General features: G+C 62.6%; 20 protein-coding genes. 8 read left to right on the top strand and 12 right to left on the bottom strand.

What is annotated here, in order from left to right:
* Nucleotides 1-35 precede the first annotated feature (35 nt).
* Together AC3B5Q_RS16575 and AC3B5Q_RS16570 are read right to left on the bottom strand one after the other, a co-directional pair.
* Nucleotides 36-530 carry a DUF934 domain-containing protein gene (locus tag AC3B5Q_RS16575; RefSeq protein ID WP_003250391.1) on the bottom strand — a complete coding sequence of 165 codons (495 nt, stop codon included), beginning with the start codon at nucleotides 528-530 and terminating at the stop codon, nucleotides 36-38.
* Nucleotides 514-2,166 (bottom strand): nitrite/sulfite reductase, encoded by a 1,653-nt coding sequence (locus AC3B5Q_RS16570; RefSeq protein ID WP_021782849.1) that lies wholly within the window; start codon nucleotides 2,164-2,166, stop codon nucleotides 514-516. Before AC3B5Q_RS16570 ends, AC3B5Q_RS16575 begins: the two co-directional genes overlap by 17 nt.
* Before the next feature lie 213 nt (nucleotides 2,167-2,379).
* Between AC3B5Q_RS16570 and AC3B5Q_RS16565 the strand changes: the two genes are divergently transcribed.
* Complete coding sequence (locus tag AC3B5Q_RS16565) at nucleotides 2,380-3,456, top strand: ABC transporter substrate-binding protein (protein WP_135192349.1); 1,077 nt, start codon at nucleotides 2,380-2,382, stop codon at nucleotides 3,454-3,456.
* 362 nt (nucleotides 3,457-3,818) lie between these two features.
* Here AC3B5Q_RS16565 and AC3B5Q_RS16560 read toward each other — a convergent pair whose 3' ends face one another.
* Together AC3B5Q_RS16560 and metH are read right to left on the bottom strand one after the other, a co-directional pair.
* Nucleotides 3,819-4,034, bottom strand: coding sequence for a DUF2970 domain-containing protein (locus AC3B5Q_RS16560; protein ID WP_103444087.1), 216 nt, complete (start codon nucleotides 4,032-4,034; stop codon nucleotides 3,819-3,821).
* 169 nt (nucleotides 4,035-4,203) lie between these two features.
* Nucleotides 4,204-7,911, bottom strand: a complete 3,708-nt coding sequence (gene metH, locus AC3B5Q_RS16555; RefSeq protein WP_021782845.1) for a methionine synthase — start codon at nucleotides 7,909-7,911, stop codon at nucleotides 4,204-4,206.
* Nucleotides 7,912-8,093: 182 nt separating this feature from the next.
* On the opposite strand from metH, the gene AC3B5Q_RS16550 reads away from it, so the two are divergent.
* The 5 genes from AC3B5Q_RS16550 to AC3B5Q_RS16530 all read left to right on the top strand — a co-directional run bounded on the left by AC3B5Q_RS16550 (nucleotide 8,094) and on the right by AC3B5Q_RS16530 (nucleotide 13,532).
* Complete coding sequence (locus AC3B5Q_RS16550; RefSeq protein WP_101196630.1) at nucleotides 8,094-10,394, top strand: fatty acid cis/trans isomerase; 2,301 nt, start codon at nucleotides 8,094-8,096, stop codon at nucleotides 10,392-10,394.
* A 172-nt stretch (nucleotides 10,395-10,566) separates the two neighbouring features.
* The gene (locus AC3B5Q_RS16545) at nucleotides 10,567-11,601 is read left to right on the top strand and encodes an acyltransferase family protein (RefSeq protein WP_488392677.1); all 1,035 of its coding nucleotides are present in this window, start codon (nucleotides 10,567-10,569) and stop codon (nucleotides 11,599-11,601) included.
* A gap of 58 nt (nucleotides 11,602-11,659) precedes the next feature.
* A complete protein-coding gene (gene nfuA / locus AC3B5Q_RS16540) occupies nucleotides 11,660-12,244 on the top strand; it encodes a Fe-S biogenesis protein NfuA (protein WP_003250416.1) in 585 nt (194 codons plus the stop codon).
* A gap of 196 nt (nucleotides 12,245-12,440) precedes the next feature.
* Nucleotides 12,441-13,049, top strand: coding sequence for an SCO family protein (locus AC3B5Q_RS16535; RefSeq protein WP_003250418.1), 609 nt, complete (start codon nucleotides 12,441-12,443; stop codon nucleotides 13,047-13,049).
* Nucleotides 13,050-13,532, top strand: coding sequence for a copper chaperone PCu(A)C (locus AC3B5Q_RS16530; RefSeq protein WP_103462709.1), 483 nt, complete (start codon nucleotides 13,050-13,052; stop codon nucleotides 13,530-13,532).
* A gap of 46 nt (nucleotides 13,533-13,578) precedes the next feature.
* On the opposite strand, the gene AC3B5Q_RS16525 is transcribed toward AC3B5Q_RS16530, so the two are convergent.
* The 8 genes from AC3B5Q_RS16525 to AC3B5Q_RS16490 all read right to left on the bottom strand — a co-directional run bounded on the left by AC3B5Q_RS16525 (nucleotide 13,579) and on the right by AC3B5Q_RS16490 (nucleotide 19,437).
* The gene (locus tag AC3B5Q_RS16525) at nucleotides 13,579-13,806 is read right to left on the bottom strand and encodes a hypothetical protein (protein WP_003250422.1); all 228 of its coding nucleotides are present in this window, start codon (nucleotides 13,804-13,806) and stop codon (nucleotides 13,579-13,581) included.
* A 264-nt stretch (nucleotides 13,807-14,070) separates the two neighbouring features.
* Nucleotides 14,071-14,916: an AraC family transcriptional regulator gene (locus AC3B5Q_RS16520; protein WP_338443689.1), complete on the bottom strand. Its 846-nt coding sequence runs from the start codon at nucleotides 14,914-14,916 to the stop codon at nucleotides 14,071-14,073.
* On the bottom strand, nucleotides 14,913-15,227 hold the full coding sequence (locus tag AC3B5Q_RS16515; RefSeq protein WP_021782840.1) for a branched-chain amino acid transport AzlD family protein: 315 nt from the start codon (nucleotides 15,225-15,227) through the stop codon (nucleotides 14,913-14,915). Before AC3B5Q_RS16515 ends, AC3B5Q_RS16520 begins: the two co-directional genes overlap by 4 nt.
* Entirely contained in the window at nucleotides 15,224-15,916 is a 693-nt protein-coding gene (locus tag AC3B5Q_RS16510; RefSeq protein WP_021782839.1) for an AzlC family ABC transporter permease, read from the bottom strand. Before AC3B5Q_RS16510 ends, AC3B5Q_RS16515 begins: the two co-directional genes overlap by 4 nt.
* A gap of 147 nt (nucleotides 15,917-16,063) precedes the next feature.
* The gene (locus AC3B5Q_RS16505) at nucleotides 16,064-16,759 is read right to left on the bottom strand and encodes an SEL1-like repeat protein (protein ID WP_021782838.1); all 696 of its coding nucleotides are present in this window, start codon (nucleotides 16,757-16,759) and stop codon (nucleotides 16,064-16,066) included.
* Nucleotides 16,760-16,897: 138 nt separating this feature from the next.
* Nucleotides 16,898-17,980 (bottom strand): hypothetical protein, encoded by a 1,083-nt coding sequence (locus tag AC3B5Q_RS16500; protein ID WP_103462708.1) that lies wholly within the window; start codon nucleotides 17,978-17,980, stop codon nucleotides 16,898-16,900.
* Nucleotides 17,981-18,019: 39 nt separating this feature from the next.
* The gene (locus AC3B5Q_RS16495) at nucleotides 18,020-18,646 is read right to left on the bottom strand and encodes a LysE family translocator (RefSeq protein ID WP_021782836.1); all 627 of its coding nucleotides are present in this window, start codon (nucleotides 18,644-18,646) and stop codon (nucleotides 18,020-18,022) included.
* Between the two features lie 2 nt (nucleotides 18,647-18,648).
* Complete coding sequence (locus AC3B5Q_RS16490) at nucleotides 18,649-19,437, bottom strand: YqcI/YcgG family protein (protein WP_274148372.1); 789 nt, start codon at nucleotides 19,435-19,437, stop codon at nucleotides 18,649-18,651.
* A gap of 160 nt (nucleotides 19,438-19,597) precedes the next feature.
* Here AC3B5Q_RS16490 and AC3B5Q_RS16485 point away from each other — a divergent pair, with 160 nt between their 5' ends.
* Nucleotides 19,598-20,518: a LysR substrate-binding domain-containing protein gene (locus tag AC3B5Q_RS16485; RefSeq protein WP_021782834.1), complete on the top strand. Its 921-nt coding sequence runs from the start codon at nucleotides 19,598-19,600 to the stop codon at nucleotides 20,516-20,518.
* 121 nt (nucleotides 20,519-20,639) lie between these two features.
* Nucleotides 20,640-23,000 (top strand): DNA polymerase II, encoded by a 2,361-nt coding sequence (locus AC3B5Q_RS16480; protein WP_103462707.1) that lies wholly within the window; start codon nucleotides 20,640-20,642, stop codon nucleotides 22,998-23,000.
* Nucleotides 23,001-23,038 lie beyond the last annotated feature (38 nt).

Raw genomic sequence — 23,038 nt, 5'->3', positions numbered from 1 at the left:
CGCCTAGAGGCGGGCTGTTCGCTGGGGCGGGACGATCAGCGGCGGCGGAATAGCGGCAGCGGTTCGTCGGTGGCGGCCTGGTAGGTCACCGAGAAGTCCTTCAGGCTTTGCAGCGCGTCTTCCGGGTCCTTGTCGGCACGGATGGCGAATGCGTCGAAGCCGCAGCGGGCCATGAAGAACAGCTGGTCGCGCAGCACATCGCCGATGGCGCGCAGTTCGCCTTTGAACTTGTAGCGGTCACGCAGCAGGCGCGCATTGGAGTAGCTGCGGCCGTCGGTGAATGCCGGGAAGTTCAGGGCGATGACCTGGAAGTGGTGCACGTCTTCACCGATTTCCTCCGCTTCCTGGTCGCTGTCCAGCCATACACCCAAGCCACCATCGCGGGCCTTGAGCACATGGGCATGGTCGCGCCACATCTGTAGCGGGACGATGTAGTCGTCGCAGTTGGTCAGCTCGTCGAACGAGGTTTCCTTGGGCAGCAGGTGCCAGGTTTCGTCGACGATCTGGTTGTTCTTAATGATTCGCTGCATAGACGCGTTCCTTGAAGGGGTCGATGCCAATACGCTGGTAGGTGTCGATGAAACGCTCTTCCTCGGTACGTTGCTCGACGTACACGGCAATCAGCTTCTCGATCACATCGGCCATGTCATCCTGCGCGAAGGACGGGCCAAGGATCTTGCCCAGGCTTGCGCCGCGCGCGGCGTTGCCGCCCAGCGACACCTGGTAGAACTCCTCACCCTTCTTGTCCACGCCGAGGATGCCGATGTGGCCCACGTGGTGGTGGCCGCAGGCGTTCATGCAGCCGGAGATGTTCAGGTCGATTTCGCCGATGTCGAACAGGTAGTCCAGGTCGTCGAAACGGCGCTGGATGGACTCGGCAATCGGGATCGACTTGGCGTTGGCCAGCGAGCAGTAGTCGCCACCCGGGCAGCAGATGATGTCGGTCAGCAGGCCGATGTTCGGAGTGGCGAAGCCGCCTTCGCGCAGTTCCAGCCACAGCGCGTGCAGCTGGCGCTGCTCGACATCGGCGAGGATGATGTTCTGCTCGTGCGAGGTGCGCAGGAAGCCGAAGCTGTAGCGTTCGGCCAGGTCGGCCACGGCGTCCAGCTGCTTGTCGGTCAAGTCACCCGGAGCAACACCGGTCGGCTTGAGTGACAGGGTCACAGCCACGTAACCCGGGCGTTTGTGGGCACGGGTGTTGCGCGAGCGCCAGCGGGCGAACCCTGGGTACTCGGCATCCAGTGCGGTGTAGTCGACGTTGTCGAGTGCGAGGTACTCGGGGTCGACGAAGTGGCGCGACACACGCTGCACTTCGGCCTCGGTCAGGGTGGTGCTGCCGCCTCGCAGGTGGACCATTTCGGCCTCGACCTTTTCGGCGAACACTTCCGGGGTAAGGGCCTTGACCAGAATCTTGATCCGCGCCTTGTACTTGTTGTCACGGCGACCGTAACGGTTGTACACGCGCAGGATGGCGTCGAGGTAGCTGATCAGGTCCTGCCACGGCAGGAACTCGTTGATGAACGAGCCCACCACCGGGGTACGGCCCAGGCCACCACCGACCAGCACACGGAAGCCCAGTTCACCGGCAGCGTTGCGCACCGGCTCCAGGCCGATGTCGTGCACTTCGATGGCGGCGCGGTCTTCCTGCGAGCCGTTGATGGCGATCTTGAACTTGCGTGGCAGGTAGGCGAATTCCGGGTGGAAGGTGGTCCACTGACGGACGATTTCACACCACGGGCGCGGGTCGACGATTTCGTCTGCTGCCACACCGGCGAACTGGTCGGTGGTGGTGTTGCGCAGGCAGTTGCCGCTGGTCTGGATCGCGTGCATCTGCACGGTGGCCAGCTCGGCGAGGATGTCGGGGATGTCCTCCAGCGCCGGCCAGTTGAACTGCACGTTCTGGCGGGTGGAGATGTGGGCATAGCCCTTGTCGTAGTCGCGAGCGATCTTGGCCAGGGTGCGGACCTGATTGGCGTTCAACTGGCCGTACGGCACCGCGACACGCAGCATCGGCGCGAAACGTTGGATATAAAGGCCGTTCTGCAGGCGCAGAGGGCGGAATTCTTCTTCGCTCAGCTCACCGGCCAGGTAGCGGCGGGTCTGATCACGGAACTGCTTGACGCGGTCCTCGATGATCCGCTGATCGTACTCGTCGTATACGTACATAAAAGTCCTGTCTCAGGCATGCAGCTATTCGCGCGCACGGCCGCGCACTCCGGTACGGAGCCGGGGAACGATATCAGGTTGCGGTTATGCGCTAAAGTGATGTTTTTGCATATGAAAAGAACCAAATGGACTATGTGAGATTGACTGCCATTTGTGCGTTGAGTGTCGCCAGGCGTTTATAATCCGGCGTTTGCTTCGCAGAGATGTGACCCCATGCTCAAGGCCCTGTGCCAAAGCTTGTGCCTAGCCTTGCCACTGGTGGCAAATGCGCAACCGGCTTCGGTGGTGTTTCTCAACCCGGGGCTGTCCACCGAGACATTCTGGACCAGCTATACCCGCTTCATGAAGGCCGCCGCGGACGAGCTGGGCATGTCCCTGCAGGTGCAATACAGCGAGCGCCGCGCCGACCTGATACTGACCCAGGCCCGGACGATCCTGAACGCGCCGCAGCGGCCGGATTACCTGGTACTGGTCAACGAGCAGTACGTGGCACCGGAAATCCTGCGCCTGTCGCGTGGCACCGGGGTGAAACTGCTGCTGGTCAACAATGGCCTGACCGCCAGCCAGCGCCTCAGCATCGAGGCTCAGCCCGACAAGTATGCCGAGCCGCTGGGTACCTTGATGAGCAACGACGAGCAGGCGGGCTACCAGATGTTGCACTCGATGCTCGCACAACTGCCTCGCAACGCAGGGCCGGTGGATCTGCTTGCCTTTGCCGGGGTCAAGACCACCCCGGCCTCGCAGTTGCGCGTTGAGGGCATGCGCCGCGCCTTGGCCGATTTCCCTCAGGTGCGCTTGCGGCAGGTGGTATACGGCGGCTGGAACCGCCAGCGCGCCTACGAGCAGGCGCAACAGTTGCTGGAGCGTTACCCGGCCACCCGCCTGGTGTGGTCGGCCAATGACCAGATGGCCTTTGGTGCGATGCAGGCGTTCGAGGAGGCCGGGTATACACCGGGGAGTGATGTGCTGTTCGGTGCCGTCAACAGCTCGGCCGAAGCCTTGCGCGCGCGTATCGATGGGCGCTTGAGCGTGCTGATGGGGGGGCATTTCACCCTTGGCGGTTGGGCCATGGTGATGCTGCACGATGATGCCCATGGTCTGGCGTTGAACCGCGACGGCCTGCGCGAGCGCCGTGTTCCGGTATTGCAGGAAATCGATCAGGCCAAGGCCAGGCGTTGGTTGAAGCTGCTGGAAAGGGACGACTACGGCGTCGATTTCCGGCGTTACAGTGCCGAAGGGCGGCCGCCCGGTTACCGTTACCCGTTTCTGGCGTCACCGGTCGAATATTGAATGACCCCGCTTGAGGGAAGGACATTGCTCGTCTTAACTGCTGGTGGTGAAGTGCATTCCCATAACCACTACAAGAGGCAATGCAATGGGAAACCCAACCAAGGTCCGCAAAGCTGACAGCAGTGTCGATGCCTGGGCGATCCTCTGCCTGATCGTTCTGGTGGTAGTCACTGCCGTGTATTGGGTCAGCCACCAGTGACTTGAAACTCAAGACCGTGATGTAACAGGAGCGCCTGCGGGAGGGAATCCCGCCGGCGCTTTATTATTGCCTGTGCCCGCCTCTGCGCAGTGGAAACATCTGCCTTGAAAATGACGCAGGACCGTTGTAGGCGCGGGTTTACCCGCGAAGAGGGCGGCACAGGTTAGCGGGTCAGGTGCAGGGCCAACTGCACCAGGCCGATCAAAATCGCGATGAACACCAGGGTGAACAGCGCCCCCAGCGCAATGAAATGGCTGGCTTTGCCGTGGGTGAAGTCGCGTGCGCGGTTTTTGCCGCTTTGCACGCCGAAGGCGGCGGCGAGGATGCTGTGAAGCATCTGCCAGAGGGTCGGGGGTTTGCCCTGGCTGGAATCGTCCATGGTGGCTCCTGGGGAAATCAGAGGCAATCAGGGACAGTGTAGGCAATGGTTGCGAGGTTGCCTGTGCCGGCCTCTTCGCGGGTACACCCGCCCCTACAGGTAAATCATGGCCCTTGAGGCCTGTTTCATACCTGTGTGGGCAAGCCCGCGAAGAAGCCAGCTCAGTCGTTTAGCTGTCATACCCCAGGTTAGGCGCCAGCCAGCGCTCGCTTACGCTGACATCCTGGCCTTTGCGTGCGCTGTAACGTTCGATCTGGTCCTTGTCGACCTTGCCGACGGCAAAATACTTCGCCTGCGGGTGGGCGAAGTACCAGCCGCTGACCGCCGCCGCCGGGAACATCGCGAAGTGCTCGGTGAGGTACACCCCGCTCGGCCCGGTTTCACCAATGGCGGTGCCATCGAGCAGGCGGAACAGGGTTTCCTTTTCGGTGTGGTCAGGGCAGGCCGGGTAACCAGGAGCAGGGCGGATGCCGCTGTACTGTTCCTTGATCAGCGCCTCGTTGTCCAGGTGCTCGTCGCGGGCATAGCCCCAGTGCTCTTTGCGCACCTGCTCGTGCAGCCATTCGGCACAGGCTTCGGCCAGGCGGTCGGCCAGGGCCTTGACCATGATCGAGCTGTAGTCGTCGCCCTTGTCCTGGTAAGCCTTGGCTACTTCCTCGGCACCGATGCCGGCGGTGGTGATAAAACCACCTACATAGTCGGTCACGCCGCTGTCTTTCGGTGCGACGAAGTCGGCCAGCGACCAGTTGGGCTTGCCGTCCGGCTTGATGGTCTGCTGGCGCAGGTGGTGCAGGGTGGCCAGTGCCTGGCCATCTTCGCCGTAGACTTCGATGTCGTCATCGGCCACCTGGTTGGCCGGCCAGAAGCCGAATACCGCGCGGGCGCTGATCAGCTTCTCGTCGATCAGCTTGTCGAGCATCTCGCGGGCATCCTTGTACAGCGCCGTAGCGGCCTCGCCAACCACCTCGTCGGTGAGGATGCGCGGGAACTTGCCGGCCAGGTCCCAGGAGATGAAGAACGGGGTCCAGTCGATGTATTCGGCCAGGGTGCGCAAATCGATGTCCTCCAGCACCTTGACGCCGGTGAAGGAGGGCACCGCTGGCTGGTAGCTGGCCCAGTCGTACTGCGGCTTGGCGGCGATAGCCTGGGCGTAGCTGAGGCGCTCGGTGCGGGCGCTGCGGTTGGCGGTGCGCTCGCGCACGTCCACGTATTCCAGGCGGGTTTTCTCGACAAAGCCCGGCTTCAGTTCTTTGGACAGCAGCTGGGTGGCCACGCCGACCGCGCGCGAAGCGTCGGTGACGTAGATGACTGCGTCGTTGCTGTACTTGGGCTCGATCTTGACCGCCGTGTGCGCCTTGGAGGTGGTGGCGCCACCGATCATCAGCGGCAGTTCGAAGCCCTGGCGCTGCATTTCGCGGGCAACGTGGACCATTTCGTCCAGCGACGGGGTAATCAGGCCGGACAGGCCGATGATGTCGCACTTCTGCTCGCGGGCCGTCTGCAGGATCTTCTCCGCGGGCACCATCACGCCAAGGTCGACGATGTCGTAACCGTTACAGCCCAGCACCACGCCGACAATGTTCTTGCCGATGTCGTGGACGTCGCCTTTCACCGTGGCCATCAGGATCTTGCCCTTGGCTTCCGGCTTGTCGCCTTTTTCGGCCTCGATGAACGGGATCAGGTGAGCAACGGCCTGTTTCATCACTCGGGCCGACTTGACCACCTGCGGCAGGAACATCTTGCCTGCGCCGAACAGGTCGCCGACCACGTTCATGCCGTTCATCAGCGGGCCTTCGATCACTTCGATGGGGCGCGTGCACTGCTGGCGGCATTCTTCGGTGTCTTCGACGATGAACGCGGTGATGCCCTTGACCAGCGCGTGCTCCAGGCGTTTTTCCACCGGCAGCGAGCGCCACTCTTCGTTTTCCACTTCCTTGGTTGCGCCGCCGCCCTTGTAGTCGTCGGCGATGGCCAGCAGTGCATCGGTGCCATGCGGGGTGCGGTTGAGCACCACATCCTCGACCTTCTCACGCAGTTGGGCCGGGATCTCGTCGTAGATCTCCAGCTGGCCGGCGTTGACGATACCCATGGTCAGGCCGTTCTGGATCGCGTGATACAGGAACACCGAGTGGATCGCCTCACGCACCGGATTGTTGCCGCGGAACGAGAACGACACGTTGGACACACCGCCCGAGCTCAGGGCGTGGGGCAGGTGGTCGCGGATATAGGCACAGGCTTCGATGAAGTCGACGGCGTAGTTGTTGTGTTCTTCGATACCGGTGGCGACGGCGAAGATGTTCGGGTCGAAGATGATGTCTTCTGGCGGGAAGCCCACTTCGTTGACCAGGATGTCATAGCTGCGCTGGCAGATTTCCTTCTTGCGCGCGGCAGTGTCGGCCTGGCCGACTTCGTCGAAGGCCATGACCACCACGGCAGCGCCATAGCGCTTGCACAGGCGGGCGTGGTGCTTGAACTGCTCGACGCCTTCCTTCATGGAAATGGAGTTGACGATCCCCTTGCCCTGGATGCACTTGAGGCCGGCTTCGATCACTTCCCACTTGGACGAGTCGATCATGATCGGTACGCGCGAAATGTCCGGTTCGCCCGCGATCAGGTTGAGGAACCGGACCATGGCCGCCTGGGAGTCGAGCATCCCTTCGTCCATGTTGATGTCGATTACCTGGGCGCCGGCCTCGACCTGTTGCAGGGCGACTTCCAGGGCTTCGGTATAGTTCTCTTCGCGGATCAGCCGGGCGAACTTGGCAGAACCGGTGATATTGGTACGCTCACCGACGTTGACGAACAGCGACTGGCGGTCGATGGTGAACGGCTCCAGGCCCGACAGGCGGCAGGCCTTGGCGATTTCCGGAATCTCGCGCGGCTTGTATTTGGCCACGGCTTCGGCAATGGCCTGGATGTGCCCCGGCGTGGTACCGCAGCAGCCGCCAATGATGTTGAGGAAGCCGCTGGCAGCGAATTCCTCGACCACCGCAGCCATCTCGGCCGGGGTTTCGTCGTACTCGCCGAAGGCATTCGGCAGGCCGGCATTGGGGTGGGCGGACACATGGGTATCGGCCTTGGTCGCCAGCTCTTCCAGGTACGGGCGCAGGTCCTTGGCGCCCAAGGCGCAGTTCAGGCCCACGGAAATCGGCTTGGCGTGACGCACCGAGTTCCAGAACGCTTCGGTAGTCTGGCCCGACAGGGTACGGCCGGAGGCGTCGGTGATGGTGCCGGAGATCATGATCGGCAGTTCGACGTTGTCGTCCTCGAACACTTGCTGCACGGCGAAGATCGCCGCCTTCGCGTTGAGGGTGTCGAAGATGGTCTCGATCAGGATCAGGTCGGCGCCGCCTTCGATCAGGCCGCGGGTGGCCTCGATGTAGTTTTCTACCAACTCGTCGAAGGTGACGTTGCGGAACCCAGGGTCATTGACGTCCGGGGAAATCGAGCAGGTCCGGCTGGTAGGGCCGAGCACGCCGGCGACGAAGCGCGGCTTGTCCGGCGTCTCCAGGGTCTTGGCATCGGCAACCTGGCGAGCGATGCGCGCGCCTTCGACGTTCAGCTCGTAAACCAGCGACTCCATGCCGTAGTCGGCCTGGGAAATCTGCGTGGCGTTGAAGGTGTTGGTTTCGAGAATATCGGCACCTGCATCCAGGTAAGCCTTCTCGATGGCGGCGATCACGTCCGGGCGGCTGAGCAGCAACAGGTCGTTGTTACCCTTCACATCGCTTGGCCAATCGGCAAAACGCGTGCCACGATAGTCGTGTTCCTCTAGACGGTAGCTTTGGATCATAGTACCCATGCCGCCGTCGAGGATCAGGATGCGCTCTTTGAGTGCGTTCTGGAGTGCTTGGAGACGAGCGCTGCGGTCGGACATAGGAACTACCTGGTCGGGCAAATATCAGAAGGTGCCGAATCATAACAAAGCTGCGCGGTTTTTAGGCATGTCGCCCATTTGCATGAAAACTGCTCATGTTGAGCGGGCGCTGACAGCGCAAAGCACCCAGGATGACCAGGCAACAAATCGTGATGGCTTTCAAGAACCAGGACTTTCCGCACATGGTGCATCGTATCCTTGCTGGCGCCTTCGCCCTGCTCATCAGCGGCGCGGCATTCGGGCAAGCCCCCCAGTCGAGCCCGGCCATTTCCTACACCCGGGACATTCAACCGATCTTTACCGAGAAGTGCGTGGCCTGCCATGCCTGCAACGACGCCGCCTGCCAGCTGAAGCTGGAAAGCCCTGAAGGCGCTGTACGCGGGGCCAGCAAGGTCCCGGTGTACCAGGGCGAGCGGAGCAAGGCGGTGCCCACCACGCGGCTGTTCTACGACGCACACAGCGAAGAGCAATGGCGCAAGAAGGGCTTCTACTCGGTGCTCGACAACCAGGGCAGTCAGGCTGCGCTGATGGCGCGCATGCTGGAGTTGGGCCACAAAACCCCGCTTACGCCCAACGCCAAGCTGCCCGAAGAGATCGTCCTGGGCCTGAGCCGCAACAACATGTGCCCGTTGCCCCATGAATTCGACGCCTATGCCGGCGCACACCCCAAGGAGGGCATGCCGCTGGCGGTGACCGGGCTGACCGACGACGAATACACCACCATGCGCCGCTGGCTGGCGGCCGGTGCGCCGGTGGAGTATCAGCCGATCCAGCCTAGCGCGGCCGAGGCCAGGCAAATCGCAGAGTGGGAAGAACTGCTCAACCGCCCGGGTTCCACCGAGGCGCTGGTGGGCCGCTGGCTGTACGAGCACCTGTTCCTGGCACATATCTACTTCGTTGGCGGCGAGCAGGGCCACTTCTTCCAGTGGGTGCGCTCGCGCACGCCAAGTGGCAAGCCGGTCGATATCATTGCCACCCGCCGCCCCAACGACCCGCCGGGCACGGACTTCTACTACCGGTTGATCCCGGTGCAGGGCGTGATCGTGCACAAGACGCACATCACCTACCCGATGGGGCCGCAGAAACTTAAGCGCGTGAAGCAGCTGTTCTACGCCGGCGACTGGCATGCCACCGCGCTTCCGGGCTACGGCCCGCGCCACCGGGCCAATCCGTTTGAAACCTTCGAGGCGATCCCGGCGGTGGCGCGCTACCAGTTCATGCTGGATAACGCCGAGTACTTCGTGCGCACCTTCATCCGTGGCCCGGTGTGCCGCGGGCAGATTGCCACTGACGTGATCCGCGACAACTTCTGGGCGCTGTTCCAGGAGCCGGCCTTCGATCGCTACATCACCGATGCCGAGTATCGGGGCAAGGCTACGCCCTTGCTGGCCATGCCTGGCCAGATCGATGACGTGGGCAGTGTGCTGAGCCTGTGGCACGCCTATCGTGACAAGCGCAACGACTACGAGAAACTGCGCCGTGAAGCCTATGCCGAAATGCCGGCACCGAGATGGTCGACGCTGTGGGCCGGTAACGACAATGCGCTGCTGAGCATCTTCCGCCACTTCGACAGCGCATCGGTGACCAAGGGCCTGGTGGGGGATGTACCGCTGACTGTGTGGCTGTTCGACTACCCGTTGTTCGAGCGCACGTATTACCAGTTGGCGGTCAACTTCGATGTGTATGGCAACGTTTCGCACCAGTTGCAGACGCGCCTGTACTTCGACCTGATCCGCAATGGCGCCGAGATCAACTTCCTGCGCCTGATGCCGGCCGACCAGCGCAAGGCGATCCTTGGCGACTGGTACCAGAACAGTGGCAAGGTGAAGATGTGGATGGATTATGAAGACATCGACACCGACACCCCGAGTGGTATCAAGCTCGACTCGCGCAACCCCAAGCGCGACTTTGGCCTGAAGCTGCTGCAGCGCACCGGTAGCCTGAATGCCGCGCCGGACCCGATCAATCGCTGCCAGGGCGCGTTCTGCTCACGGTCGCAGATCAGCGAAGAGTTCCGCAATGCCGAGCAGTCGCTCAGCCGACTGGTGTCGCGCCCGGCGGCCGGGCTGAAGGTGATCAACCAGTTGCCCGAGGCGACCATGCTGCGTATCGAAGGGCAGGACGGCCAGCGTCAGGTGTACAGCCTGCTGCGCAACCGCGCGCACAGCAACGTGGCGTTCCTGCTGGGTGAGGCGTACCGCTACCAGCCGGGGCTGGATACCCTGACCCTGTACCCGGGTGTGCTCACCAGCTACCCGAACTTCATCTTCAACATCCCGACCAAGGATGTGCCGGAGTTCGTCGAGGACATGGAGTATGCGAAAGATGACGCGGCGAAGTTCGAGCGCATTGTCATGCGCTGGGGTGTGCGCCGCAGTCACCCAGCGTTCTGGCACTACTTCCACGACCTGAACAGCTATATCAAGGAGACCGAACCGGTCGAGGCGGGCGTGCTGGACATGAACCGCTACGAGAACCTCTGATCGGGTTGGCTGACTTTTCCGAGTGCCCTGCGGTCGGAAACGGTGGGTGGTCTTGATCGATTGCAAAGGGGCTGCTTTGCAGCCCTTCGCGAGTATGGCGCTGCCATCAAGGCTGGCGCTGGCCTCTGCACTCGATACGGGCCTCAATGCACCGCCAAGCGCAGGGTATTCCATGCTGTATTCGCTTCAGGCACTGCGGGCGTTCGCCGCCTGGGTGGTGGTCTGCCACCATTTCATGCAGATCTTCTTCGACTTCCACGCCACCGGCCCCATCGGCCAACTGCTTACCAACCGTGGCGCGGTAGGCGTCGACATCTTCTTCGTCATCAGTGGACTGGTCATCTACCTGTCGACCCGCGACAAAGCCATCGAACCGCGCCAGTTCCTGCTCAACCGGGCGCTGCGCATCGTTCCTGCCTACTGGTTCTACACCGCCCTGATGGCCATGTTGCTGCTGGCATGCAGCCAATGTATGCCACATCAGGCGTTTACCTGGCCGCACCTGTTGCTGTCACTGCTGTTCATCCCGGCGGAAAACCCAGGTGGCTACGGCCTGTACCCGACCCTGAACGTGGGCTGGACGCTGAACTTCGAGATGTTCTTCTACCTGCTGTTCGGCCTGGCGTTCCTGGTACGCCAACAGCATCACCTGCTGCTGGTGACTGCCGCACTGTTGCTGGTCAGTGAGGTACTGGGGCGCATGGGCGTGGTCAGCCGCTTCTACAACAACGACATCATCTACGAGTTTCTGCTGGGCATTGGTGTCGGCGTACTGTACCGCCGCGGGCTGATCCGCCAGGGCCGGTGGTTGCCGCTGGCGTTGCTCGGTGTGGCGGGCCTGGCGATCTACTATCTGGACGCTTCCCAGCGCTTGCTGCACTGGGGTATGCCGAGCGCGATGATTGTGCTGGCCTTCGTGGCCATGGAGCCGCTGTTCCAGGGCAATCGGCTGCTCAAGGCCCTTGGCGACTGTTCGTACTCGGTGTACCTGATTCATGTGCTGGTGCTGTATGCAGGCTGGTTCGCCAGCCAGCGGCTGCAGCTGAACCCGTTCCTGACATTTGCCCTGTGCGTGCCGTCCATTGGACTAATGTCGTGGTTCAGCTACCAGTGGCTGGAGCGCGGCCTGTACCGGCGAATGCAGGCCTGGCTGACGGCGCAACGGGGGGCGGCCCCGGAATATGCGCTTTCCCGAGTCAATTGCTAGGACTTTGTTCAAGGGCCGGGTTGGCGTACACTTGGCCGCAAGTCTGTGAGGAACCTACATGAGCGCTATAACCATTACCGACGCCGCCCATGACTACCTGGCCGATCTGCTCTCCAAGCAGAATACGCCCGGCATCGGCATTCGCATTTTCATCACCCAGCCGGGCACCCAGTACGCCGAGACGTGCATCGCTTACTGCAAGCCGGGCGAAGAGAAGCCTGACGACACCGCCGTGGGTCTGAAAAGCTTCACCGCCTACCTGGACGCCGTCAGCGTACCGTTCCTGGAAGACGCACTGGTTGACTACGCCACCGACCGCATGGGCGGCCAGCTGACCATCAAGGCGCCGAACGCCAAGGTGCCGATGGTCAACGAAGACAGCCCGATCAACGAACGTATCAACTACTACCTGCAGACCGAGATCAACCCGGGCCTGGCCAGCCATGGTGGCCAAGTGAGCCTGGTGGACGTGGTCGATGACGGCATTGCCGTGCTGCAGTTCGGTGGTGGCTGCCAGGGTTGCGGCCAGGCCGATGTCACCCTGAAGGAAGGCATCGAGCGCACCCTGCTCGAGCGTATTCCGGAGCTGAAGGGCGTGCGCGACGTGACTGACCACAGCCAGAAAGAAAACGCCTACTACTGAGTTGAAGGCGGCTCCCTTAGCAACAAAGTGTTACGGTTTCAACCCCTGCGACAACAGGCCGCAGCCCGTATTCAAAGGGCTGCAGGCCATCCCCGCGTTGGTCGGGTAGAACCCCTCTGGGTGTCATGCCAGAATGCCCCGGTTTTTCGACCGGCCCGTCCCGAGGGCCGGCACCTTCCCTGTAAAGGATGGTTTCATGAATGATCTTTTGACCCGGCGTGCGGTTGTCGCCGGCATGGGCGTTCTCGGGCTTGGCCTGCTGGCAGGCTGCAGCCCGGCCCGGGGGCTCGAGTTCAAGTACGGCAAGAACATGAGCAACGAAATCCTCGGGCGCAAGTTCAGCCTCAAAGACCCGCAAGGTAACGTGCGCACCCTGTCGAGCTTCTACGGCAGCATGCCGATGGTCTTCTTCGGCTTCACCCAGTGCCCGGCTGTCTGTCCGACCACGCTGGCGCGTGCGGCGCAGATTCGCAAGCTGCTGAGGGGACGCGACCGCGACCTGTTCCAGGTGGTGTTCATCACCCTGGACCCGGAGCGCGACACGCCCGAGGTGCTCGATGCCTACGTCAAGGCCTTCGACCCGACGTTCACCGCGCTGACCGGCACCCCCGAGGAAATTGCCGCGGTGGCCAAGGAATTCAAGGTGTTCTACGAGAAGGTTCCGGCCGGAGACACCTACACCATTTCTCACTCGTCCACCAGCTACGTCTACGATACACGTGGCACGCTGCGCCTGAGCCTGGGCCATTCCCTGAACGCCAAGGAATGTGCCGAAGACCTGGTCACCCTGATGGAGATCTGCTGAATGTCGATGCAACCGATCAAACGCGGTTTGGCTGCCCTGGTACTGATGGGGCTGGCCTTGCCGGCCCTGGCCCAGACCACCGTGAGTGATGCCTGGGTGCGTGCCAGCGTGCCGCACCAGCAGTCCACCGGTGCTTTCATGGTCCTGACCGCCAGCAGCGACAGCAAGCTGGTAGGCGTGGCTTCGCCCGTGGCCAAGACTGTGCAGGTGCACGAGATGACCATGAACGGTGACGTGATGGGCATGCGTGAGGTCAAGGCTGTCGAGTTGCCAGCCGGCAAGGCAGTGACCCTGGACCCGAATGGCCTGCATGTCATGCTGATGGGCCTGCACAATCAGGTGAAGGAGGGTGACAAAGTGCCTCTGACCCTGACCATCGAGGATGCCAAGGGCGCCAAGGAAACCCTGGAAGTTCAGGCACAAGTGCGTGCACTCAACGCCGACGCGGGTGGTGGGCATGATCACATGCACATGAGCCACTGACAGATCAAAGGGCCGCGTTCAGCGGCCCTTTTTTCAACTGCGCCTTTCAGCTACGAAAGCGCGGCAGCGGCCTGTCGAGGGTCAGCGACGTCAGGGTCTTTCGAACCTGGGCCTCATCGGCCTCCAGTGCCTTCAGGCTAGCGCGGATCTTGCCGGCGGCGGGCACATCGCCCTGCCGGTCGATCCAGTCGGCAATCTCCTTGCAGGCACTGCTCAGACAGGCCTGGCGCTGGTTCATCAACGACAGAAGGGTGGTGAGCTCTCTTTCGGACATGGCAGGATCCTCCGTTCAGCCTTGTCAGTGTAGCAGAGGGTTGGCCAGGCTCTTGCGGCCTTTGCAAGGCGCGCTGCGGCAGCTGCAAGTGGCTGCTCTTGCGGCGCAGCAACAACTCGTTACTTATAAACAGCATGTTTAAAGTTGATGCTCGTGCCGTGCAAGGGATTCAGGGCTTGGTTTCTGAACGTGACCTGTTGAAGTGCTCAACTGCACAATCTGGTAGCTGCTGGCGGGTCTGCATTCTCGAGAGGGCGCTGCCTCTCACGCGCGTAGAGCAGAGTGAACGCAGGCTTGCCGATAGGCCCCGGGGGTCACCCCATAGGCTTGCTTGAACTGCCGGCTCAAATGGCTCTGGTCGGCAAAGCCGAGGTCGAACGCCACTTGCGAAGCGGCCAGGCCGTGCTTCAGCATTTCGCGGGCGCGGGCCAGGCGGCGTTGCTTCAGCCAGGCATGGGGTGGCAGTCCGGTGGCCTGGCGGAACACCCGGGCGAAGTGGAACGGCGACAGGTTGACTGCTGCCGCCAGCGTTTCCAGTGAGGGCGGGTCGGCCAGTTGGCTTTCCAGCAGTTCGCGGGCGCGGGCTACGGCCAGGGGTTCGTGGCCAGGTGCCGAAGGCTCGGCGCACTGCCCGTGCCGCTGCACCAGGGCCAGCACCGCCTGGCGCCAGGCCGTCTGCTGCTGCAAGGCGCTGGCGCTGGCTTCAGACAACTGATGCAGCTGGCTGAAAGCGAGGGCCAGGGCCGGGTCATGGATCACGCTGTCCTTGAAGCTGGGCATACCGTGGCGGCCCAGTTCCAGTTCGTCGAGCACACCGGTGACCCGCTCGTGCTCGGGATAGAAGCCGCGATAACGCCAGCCGGCTTCATGGGCCGTAGCGCCGGTATGCAGTTCGTCGGGGTTGATCAGCACCATGCTGCCGACCGGTGCCAGATGCTCGCTGCCGCGGTGCCAGAAGCGTTGGGCGCCCGACTCGATCACGGTGAATACGTAGCCCTCGTGCACATGCGGGGCGAAGCGCTGCTGATAGTAGCGAGCGTGCAGCATCTCGACGTCGCCCAGGGCTGGCGCCTGCCAGAGGTGTGTCTGCTCGCGCAAGGGTGTGCTCATGCCAGCCAGCTGCGTAGAAAGAAGAAGATCAACATGCTCACCAGCATGCTCAGCAACACGCTGCGGGTCAACAGCACCAGGGCGATGGCCACAAGGGAGCCCAGCAGGTAGGGGTTGAGCAGGCTTAGGTTGAGCTGGTGGTCAGCTATGAAGATGATCGGGCCGCAGATGGCGGTGAGCATGCCCGGCACGGCAAAGCCGAGAAACTGCCGGGCATTCGAGCTCAGGCGCAAGGGCAGGCGTGGCTCCAGGAATGCGTAGCGGTTGAGGAACACGATGGCGCCCATGGCGAAAATCAGGATCCAGGTCATGCGCGGGCTCCGGCGAATTTCTGGCAAATGAACCCGGCGCTCATGCCCAGCAGGCCTGCGACCACCAGGGCGGTTTCCCAGTGCCAGTAGCTGAACAGCACCGAACAGAACAGCGACACGGCTACGCACACCACGGTGGCCAGGTTGCGCACCAGCGGGGCGATCAGGGCGACAAAAGTGGCGACAATGGAGAAATCCAGGCCGAACTGGTCCAGGTGTGGAATATTCTGGCCCAGCAGTATGCCGGCCAGGGTGAACAGGTTCCAGGCAATGTAGAAGGTCAGGCCCACCCCCAAGGCATACCAGCGGTTGAATTGCTGCTGGTCGTACTGGCTGGTCAGGGCGAAGAATTCGTCTGTCAGCAGAAAGCCCAGGCCCAGGCGCCAGCGCAGCGGCTGGCTGGATAGTACCGGGCGCATCGACAGGCCATACAGCAGGTGCTGCGAGGTCAGCAGCAGGGTGGTGAGCAGGATCGACGCCAGGTTGGCACCCCCCTTGAGCATGCCAATGGCCACCAGCTGCGCGGCGCCGGCAAAGACGATGGCCGACAGCCCTTGCCCCTGCCAAGCGCTGAGGTTGGCCTCGATGGCCATGGAACCGGCCAGCAGTCCCCAAGGGGCAACGGCCAGGGACAACGGGATAATGGCAATGGCGCCGTGAAGGAAGGCTTGGCGGGCGATGTGGGGCATGATGGCTGCATTACGGCTACGTGGCAGGCCAGCATGACAGACGGGGCAGGGGATGGCTTGAACGATCTTGCTGGTCGACGTGTGTTCGCCTCAACCTCAGTGGCCACTTGACAACAGGGCCGCAAAGCGGCCCCGAATGCACCTGGGTTATGGGCGGCTGGTCAGCAGCTGTTGCGCCGTTGCGCAGCCATTGATGTCTACGGCTTTCTGCAGCAGGCTCGTGCGCTGCTGTGGGTCGAGGTCGCCAAGCAGGCGGTACACCTCGGCCTGGTAGTCGCGCTGACGCCCCCACAGCATTTCCAGGCCTTGTGGCCGGCTGCGGTTGCAGGCCAGGCGTGTGGCCGGTTGCGGGTAGTAGGGGGCGTACACGGTGGCCATGCTGGGGATGGCCTCCAGCGCTGTACGGTACTCGCTGCTGACGTTGTAGGGCCGGCACCAGGTGGCGATGGCTGGCGCGGGTGCGGCAAACCCCTGCTTGAGGCTGGCTTCGAGCAACGGGCAGGCGGCCTCCGGGATTTGCGCGACGGGCAGGTACGTCATGTAGTACAGCGCCAGGCGGTACTGCGCAACCGGGTGGCCAAGCGCTACCGATTTTTTCAGCAGGGCTACCGCTGTCGGCAAAGTGTGGGCCATGGCCTGGCCCTGGCGGCTAAGCTCGGGGTCGCCGCCCACTGCGGTGCGCAGCGTGCTGGCAGCATCGCCCTGGTCATCGGCCTGCTCCAGCAGCGGCAAGGCCTGACGGTAGAGCAAGTCGGCATGAGGGTCAATGCGTACCTCCAACGCTTGCGCGGCCAGTGGCACCAGCGCAGCCAACAGCGGGGGCAGGCGTCGCACAAGGCTCACAGGCGAACCCCATGGATGGCCAGGTACGGATGGACGGCTTCGGTGTTCATGGCGGTCAAGCGTGCGCCTCGGACAAATCGTAACGACGACGTATTCTACCCATCCAAGAGGGGTGGCCGAAAGACCACTCGGCAACTGTCAGACGAGCTTGATCGGCGTGACCTTGCGCTGGGCATGTTTTTCCTGGGCCAGCCCAAGCTTGGCGGTGATCACCTTGGCCAAGGCATTGTTGCCCAGATCGTTCAGGTGCAGGCGGTCGATGAACAGGTCGGCGCCGAACACTGGCGAGCTGTCGAGCATGCAGTTCATGTCGTAGCAGGGCACCGGGTCGGCCTGGCTTTTGATGCGGCGGAAAAATGTCGAATGCAACTGTCTGTCGAATGCGCCCTCCAGCAGCCGGTCGAAGTTCGCCGGTTGTTGCTGAAGCGCGGTCAGCATGGCTTGCTCACCGGCGGGCAGAGTATCCCTGCACCAGGGCAGCAAGGGTTGCAGGATGAAGGTGAGCGTGGCGTGGCTGTCTGCTAGCAAGCGGTCCCATTGGCGCAAGGTACGGCCAATGTTGTCGGCGGCACGGGCCAGCCGTTTTTCCGGGGGCGACAGCGGCCAGCTGACCGGGGCCGCGGCCGCAGGAGGCGCCAGCGCCTGGCCGATGCGCCGCCACAGCGACTGCCGACGGGGTGGTGCACAGGGCTGCAGGCCTTCGCTGAAACTGTTGAGAAAGGCCTGGTAGGCCTTGGCATGCTGCGGGTCGTTGGTACCTGCGAGGACTTCACACAGGGCTTCGTGGGCCAGGCTGTTGAGGCCACTGAGCACCACCACATGGCCGAGCTGGCCAAGGCGGTGCTGGTGGGTCAGGAACATCATCAATTCCTGGGTGGCATTGAGCCCGCAGCCGGCCAGGCTCAGCCAGACTTCGCCGGTGAGCATCGACAGGTGCGAGGCCACCGTGTGTTCGTCGGAGCTGGCGCCGATGCCCAGGGCTGTGGAGCCCCCGACCAGCAGGTTGATGCGTGACGCACCACCGTGCTCGGCCGCCGAAAAGCGCTTGCCGGCGCAATGGCTGTAGCGCAAGCCAAGGGCATCGGTGTTGATGGTGCCGGAGCGGTAGCCGGTTTCGTGCACATGCAGGGTATAGGGTGCACGGCGACTGCCCAGCAGGAGAAAACGCTGGTAGTCCTGCTGCAGCGGAGAAGGAGACGGGCGCGTGTCAATCGTGGTCATGGTCTCTCCTTCGCCGATGCCAGGCGCGGTGCAGCAGATTCAGGCCGCCAGTTCCTTGAGATTGTAAAGCAAGCCGCCGGCGGCGATCAGCAGCAGGGCAACGCCCGAGGCCAGGCTGATGACGCGGTTGCTGCGCTGCGAGGCGATCTTGCCGATGGCGAAGATGTACAGGCTGAGCACGGCGAAATCGATGGCCACCCACAGTAGTGACAGCACCACCATGCTCTTGCCGAATGATTCGGTGATCTGGATGAACTGCGGAAAGAAGGCGATGAAGAAAATGATGTCTTTCGGGTTGGAAATGCCCACCATGAAGCCTTGCATCAGCCCACCGCGCCCAGCCTTGGGGGCCTCGCTCGCCGAGTCAGACGCGGGTGCGCGCAGGGCGTCCCTCAGCGTGCCGATGGCAATGTAGCCGATGAACAGGCAGCCCAGCAGGCTCATGGTGCTGAGCCATGCCTTGTCGATGGCGGCACTGGTGAGGATGATCCAGGCTGCCGCGCCGATCAGCACCAGTGAAGCCCAGTTGGTGCCGACGGCGGTGAACATGGCCTTGCGCGAGCCGGAGGCGGCCGCAGTGTTGACGATCAGTGCCACCACCGGGCCGGGAGTGGCGATCAGTAGCAGCACGGTGAGGGCATAGGTGGCGGTGAGTGCGGTATTCACGGTCAGTTCTCGATCAGTATGTCGGTTGTCGCCTGGTGTGCGGCATGGGCGTGGAACGGGCAGCGTGACGGGTTGAGCGAGCCTGTCTCCTGCAGTTGATACTGCTTCCACTCGTAGTTGTCGGTATCGCCGAAAAAGCCAAGGGTGTCGGGCACAACGCCGTCGTTGTAGTGGTGCACGCGCTCGCGAATGCGCTCGCGGATGCGCTTGCCACTCTCGGTGTTGGCGTTGGCCACTTCGTCGAAGTTCTCCCGCGGGTTGATGACGAAGGTGATGTGCTGGCCCAGATTGCGGCTTTTCATCTGCTGATGACCGGGGAAGTTCATGTTGATGAACAGTGGCATGCCGGCATAACAGAACGACCAGCCGGCATCGTCGGGATCGGTCGGGATGCTCTGAGGCCAAGGGTGTGGGTCGCGTGCGTGCACGCCGCGCAGTACCTTCCAGGCCAAGGCCTGCTGCTCGGCCAGGCTGCTGCCGGCTGCGGTTTCGAGAAACACCACCAAAGGGCTGCCGATGCGCTGCTTGGGGGCGATCGGTGCGACGGTGCGCACGTAATTGGCCAGGCCCTGTGCGATGTCATCGGCCAGTTGCTCGGCGCGGGCGAAGAGAATGTGGCAGGTTTCGCCGTTTACCGCCTTGCGGCCGAACAGGCAGGGGAATTCGGGGTTGGCAAGAATGCTGCGGAAGTGTTCTATGGTTTTGAACGTCCAGTGTTGCATGTTGTAACCATGTTCAGCGGCGAGCTCCAGCGCATCCAGGCGATAGCAATTTCCATATCCCGTAAACATGATTTCCCCAGGCGTTGATTTAAGTGAACGTTCCAGTCACATGCAGGCAGGATCTTGGTGATGTTTGTTATTTACCTGCATTTTCCGAGACGCTCCTGTCGTTGTAAAACGCGTGGAACTATGACCTACTATTAGTCTTACTCATGCTCGGGACGCCTCCATGTCGGAACGGATTCAGGCCTTGCACGCACTGCGTGCCTTCGAGGTGGCCTCTCGCTATGGCTCTTTCACCCGTGCGGCTGAAGAGCTGGCCCTGACCCAGGGTGCCGTCAGCCACCACATCAAGACCCTCGAAGCCCTGTTCGGCTGCGACCTGTTCGAACGTCGGGGCCCGAAACTGAGCCTGACCGAGCACGGCCGCCTGCTGGCGCAAGAGCTGAAGGTGGGCTTCAAGATCATCGAAAATGCCTGCGCACTGCTGCGTCAGGATCGCTACGGCCTGCGCCTGAAGGCGCCGTCCACGCTTACGGTGCGCTGGCTGCTGCGGGCGCTGGATGCCTTCAAGAAGGTCGAGGACAACTGCAGCGTGCAGCTATCCAGTGTGTGGATGGATATCGACAGCGTGGACTTCTATTCCGAGCCCTACGACTGCGCCATTCTCCTGGCCAGCGGGCGTTTTCCCGCCGATATCGAGAGCTTCAAGCTGTTCGATGAATGGCTGATCCCGGTATGTCATCCGGATTACATGACGCAGGCACATCCGCAACTGTCCGACCTGCCCCGATGCGAGTTCCTGCACCCGTCGCCCGACCGGCGTGACTGGCGGCGTTGGCTGGCGCGAATGGATGCGCTGGACATCAGCATCGATCAGGGGCAGGTGTTCGATACCCTCGACCAGGGCATATCGGCCGCCCAGCAAGGCCTGGGCATTTCAGTGGTCGATCTGGTACTGGCCAGTACCGACCTGGCCGCCGGACGTTTGGTCACGCCTTTCAAACATGCCGTGGCCACCGGCGACGGTTACTACATGACCTGGCTCAAGGCCAGCCCAAAAGCGCGGCAGATGCACAAGCTGCGTGACTTCCTGCTCGGCCGGGTACCGCCGCTGGTCTACAAGGACATCAACTACCTGTACGGTTGAATACCCGATCGAGCATCAGTCGGCGAGGATGCACCGGCTGCGTAACAGGCGCTAAAACACTCATGCCAGGCACGACACAGGTAGAATAACGCCATCTACAGACAATCCAGAGGTCGACGCAGTGGAGTTGCAGCAGGGTTTTGTCCTGACCCGGCACTGGCACGATACGCCGGAAGGCACCTGCGTGGAGTTCTGGCTGGCCACCGATGCCGGGCCGCGGCTGTTGCGGCTGGCGGCGCAGGAGTCTGTGGCTTTCATTCCTCAGGCGCAGGCCGAGCATGCCCGTGGGCTGCTGGCCAACGAAGCAGGGACCAAGCTCAAGCCACTGCGCCTGAAAGACTTCGAGCATCGCCCGATGCTCGGTCTCTATACCCGCCAGCATCGCCAGTTGATGCAACTGGAGCAGCGTCTGCGCACGGCCGGTATCGACGTGTTCGAGGCCGATATCCGCCCGCCGGAGCGTTACCTCATGGAGCGCTTCATCACGGCGCCGGTGCAGTTCACTGGCCAGCCGGATGCGCAGGGCGTTTACCGGGAAGCCCAGCTCAGGCCGCTGCCAGGCTATCGCCCGGCGCTGCGCCTGGTGTCGCTGGATATCGAGACCAGCGAGCGTGGTGAGCTGTACAGCATCGCGCTGGAGGGCTGTGGTCAGCGCCAGGTGTACATGCTCGGCCCGGCCAACGGCGATGCCAGCGGGCTTGACTTCGACCTGGAGTATTGCGCTGATCGCGCCGCCTTGATCACCCGGCTCAACCAGTGGATGGCCAGGCATGACCCGGACGCGATCATTGGCTGGAACCTGGTGCAGTTCGACCTGCGCCTGCTGCATGAGCACGCCAAGTCGTTGCAGGTGCCTCTGGCCCTGGGGCGCAACGGTGCGGTCATGACCCTGCGCAGCCATGCCGGCGGCGGCCATGTCTTCGCCGATGCGCCGGGGCGGCTGCTGATCGATGGCATCGAGGCGCTGCGTTCGGCTACCTGGAGTTTTCCCTCGTTCAGCCTGGAGAACGTTGCCCAGACCCTGCTGGGTGAAGGCAAGGCCATCGACACGCCGTACCAACGCATGGACGAAATCAATCGCCGCTTCGCCGAAGACAAACCGGCCCTGGCGCGCTACAACCTGAAGGACTGCGAACTGGTCACGCGCATTTTCGCCCATACCCGGCTGCTCGACTTCCTGCTCGAACGTGCGTCGGTGACGGGGTTGGCCGTGGACCGCAGCGGTGGGTCGGTAGCCGCGTTCTGTCACTTGTACATTCCACAGATGCACCGCCTTGGCTTCGTCGCGCCCAGCCTTGGCAGCCGCCCGGACGAAGCCAGCCCCGGCGGCTTTGTCATGGACTCGCGGCCAGGGCTTTACGACTCGGTGCTGGTGCTGGACTACAAGAGCCTGTACCCGTCGATCATCCGTACCTTTCTGATCGACCCGGTCGGGCTGATCGAAGGCCTGCGTCTGCCTGACGACGCACATTCGGTCGAGGGCTTTCGCGGTGGGCGTTTTTCACGCACACAGCACTGCCTGCCAGCCATCGTCGAACGGGTGTGGCAGGGCAGGGAAGCGGCCAAGCGCGAGGGCAATGCGCCGCTGTCACAGGCCTTGAAAATCATCATGAATGCCTTCTACGGAGTGCTTGGCTCCAGCGGTTGCCGTTTCTTCGACCCGCGCCTGGCGTCGTCGATCACCATGCGCGGCCACCAGATCATGCGCCAGACCAGGTCCCTGATCGAGGCGTGCGGCTACGATGTGATCTACGGGGACACCGACTCCACCTTTGTCTGGCTCAAGGGCGCCCATGCCGAGGCAGACGCGGCGCGCATCGGCCGCGAGCTGGTGGCAAAGGTCAACCAATGGTGGCAAGCCCATCTGCACGAAACCATGAACCTTCAGAGTGCGCTCGAGTTGCAGTTCGAGGTGCATTACCGGCGCTTTCTGATGCCCACCATCCGCGGTACCGACGAAGGCAGCAAGAAGCGTTACGCCGGCCTGGTGCAGCGGCCCGACGGTGCTGAAGAAATGGTTTACAAGGGCCTGGAATCGGTGCGCACCGACTGGTCACCGCTGGCCCGGCAGTTCCAGCAGGAACTCTACGGCCGTGTGTTCCGCAGCGAGCCCTACCGTGATTACGTGCGCGAGTATGTGCGGCGAACGTTGGCGGGCGAGCAGGACGAACTGCTGGTTTATCGCAAGCGCCTGCGTCGCCCGTTGGCCGATTACCAGCGCAACGTGCCGCCGCATGTGCGTGCTGCGCGCCTTGCCGACGACTACAACAGGCGTCTGCAGCGCCCCCTGCAGTACCAGCGTGGGGGCTGGATCAGTTACGTGATCACCACCGCTGGCCCTGAGCCGCTGGAAAACCTGCAGGCACCGATCGACTACGATCACTACATCAGCCGTCAGCTCCTGCCGGTGGCCGATGCCATCCTGCCCTTTGTCGGCGATGATTTCGCGCGTCTTACCGACCATCAGTTACTGCTGTTCTGAGCGGGTGGTAGATAGCTAGGCGTCAGCATGACGCTACA

This window comes from Pseudomonas sp. D5(2026) (assembly GCF_057766845.1).
The sequence above is the reverse complement of the archived record's forward strand: the minus strand, read 5'-3'. Positions and strand labels throughout refer to the sequence as shown.

Bases quoted from the DNA above. Each gene is read 5' to 3' on its own strand.
- AC3B5Q_RS16575 (WP_003250391.1), bottom strand. From the start codon at position 530: ATGCAGCGAATCATTAAGAACAACCAGATCGTCGACGAAACCTGGCAC.
- AC3B5Q_RS16570 (WP_021782849.1), bottom strand. From the start codon at position 2,166: ATGTACGTATACGACGAGTACGATCAGCGGATCATCGAGGACCGCGTC.
- AC3B5Q_RS16565 (WP_135192349.1), top strand. From the start codon at position 2,380: ATGCTCAAGGCCCTGTGCCAAAGCTTGTGCCTAGCCTTGCCACTGGTG.
- AC3B5Q_RS16560 (WP_103444087.1), bottom strand. From the start codon at position 4,034: ATGGACGATTCCAGCCAGGGCAAACCCCCGACCCTCTGGCAGATGCTT.
- metH (WP_021782845.1), bottom strand. From the start codon at position 7,911: ATGTCCGACCGCAGCGCTCGTCTCCAAGCACTCCAGAACGCACTCAAA.
- AC3B5Q_RS16550 (WP_101196630.1), top strand. From the start codon at position 8,094: ATGGTGCATCGTATCCTTGCTGGCGCCTTCGCCCTGCTCATCAGCGGC.
- AC3B5Q_RS16545 (WP_488392677.1), top strand. From the start codon at position 10,567: ATGCTGTATTCGCTTCAGGCACTGCGGGCGTTCGCCGCCTGGGTGGTG.
- nfuA (WP_003250416.1), top strand. From the start codon at position 11,660: ATGAGCGCTATAACCATTACCGACGCCGCCCATGACTACCTGGCCGAT.
- AC3B5Q_RS16535 (WP_003250418.1), top strand. From the start codon at position 12,441: ATGAATGATCTTTTGACCCGGCGTGCGGTTGTCGCCGGCATGGGCGTT.
- AC3B5Q_RS16530 (WP_103462709.1), top strand. From the start codon at position 13,050: ATGTCGATGCAACCGATCAAACGCGGTTTGGCTGCCCTGGTACTGATG.
- AC3B5Q_RS16525 (WP_003250422.1), bottom strand. From the start codon at position 13,806: ATGTCCGAAAGAGAGCTCACCACCCTTCTGTCGTTGATGAACCAGCGC.
- AC3B5Q_RS16520 (WP_338443689.1), bottom strand. From the start codon at position 14,916: ATGAGCACACCCTTGCGCGAGCAGACACACCTCTGGCAGGCGCCAGCC.
- AC3B5Q_RS16515 (WP_021782840.1), bottom strand. From the start codon at position 15,227: ATGACCTGGATCCTGATTTTCGCCATGGGCGCCATCGTGTTCCTCAAC.
- AC3B5Q_RS16510 (WP_021782839.1), bottom strand. From the start codon at position 15,916: ATGCCCCACATCGCCCGCCAAGCCTTCCTTCACGGCGCCATTGCCATT.
- AC3B5Q_RS16500 (WP_103462708.1), bottom strand. From the start codon at position 17,980: ATGACCACGATTGACACGCGCCCGTCTCCTTCTCCGCTGCAGCAGGAC.
- AC3B5Q_RS16490 (WP_274148372.1), bottom strand. From the start codon at position 19,437: ATGTTTACGGGATATGGAAATTGCTATCGCCTGGATGCGCTGGAGCTC.
- AC3B5Q_RS16485 (WP_021782834.1), top strand. From the start codon at position 19,598: ATGTCGGAACGGATTCAGGCCTTGCACGCACTGCGTGCCTTCGAGGTG.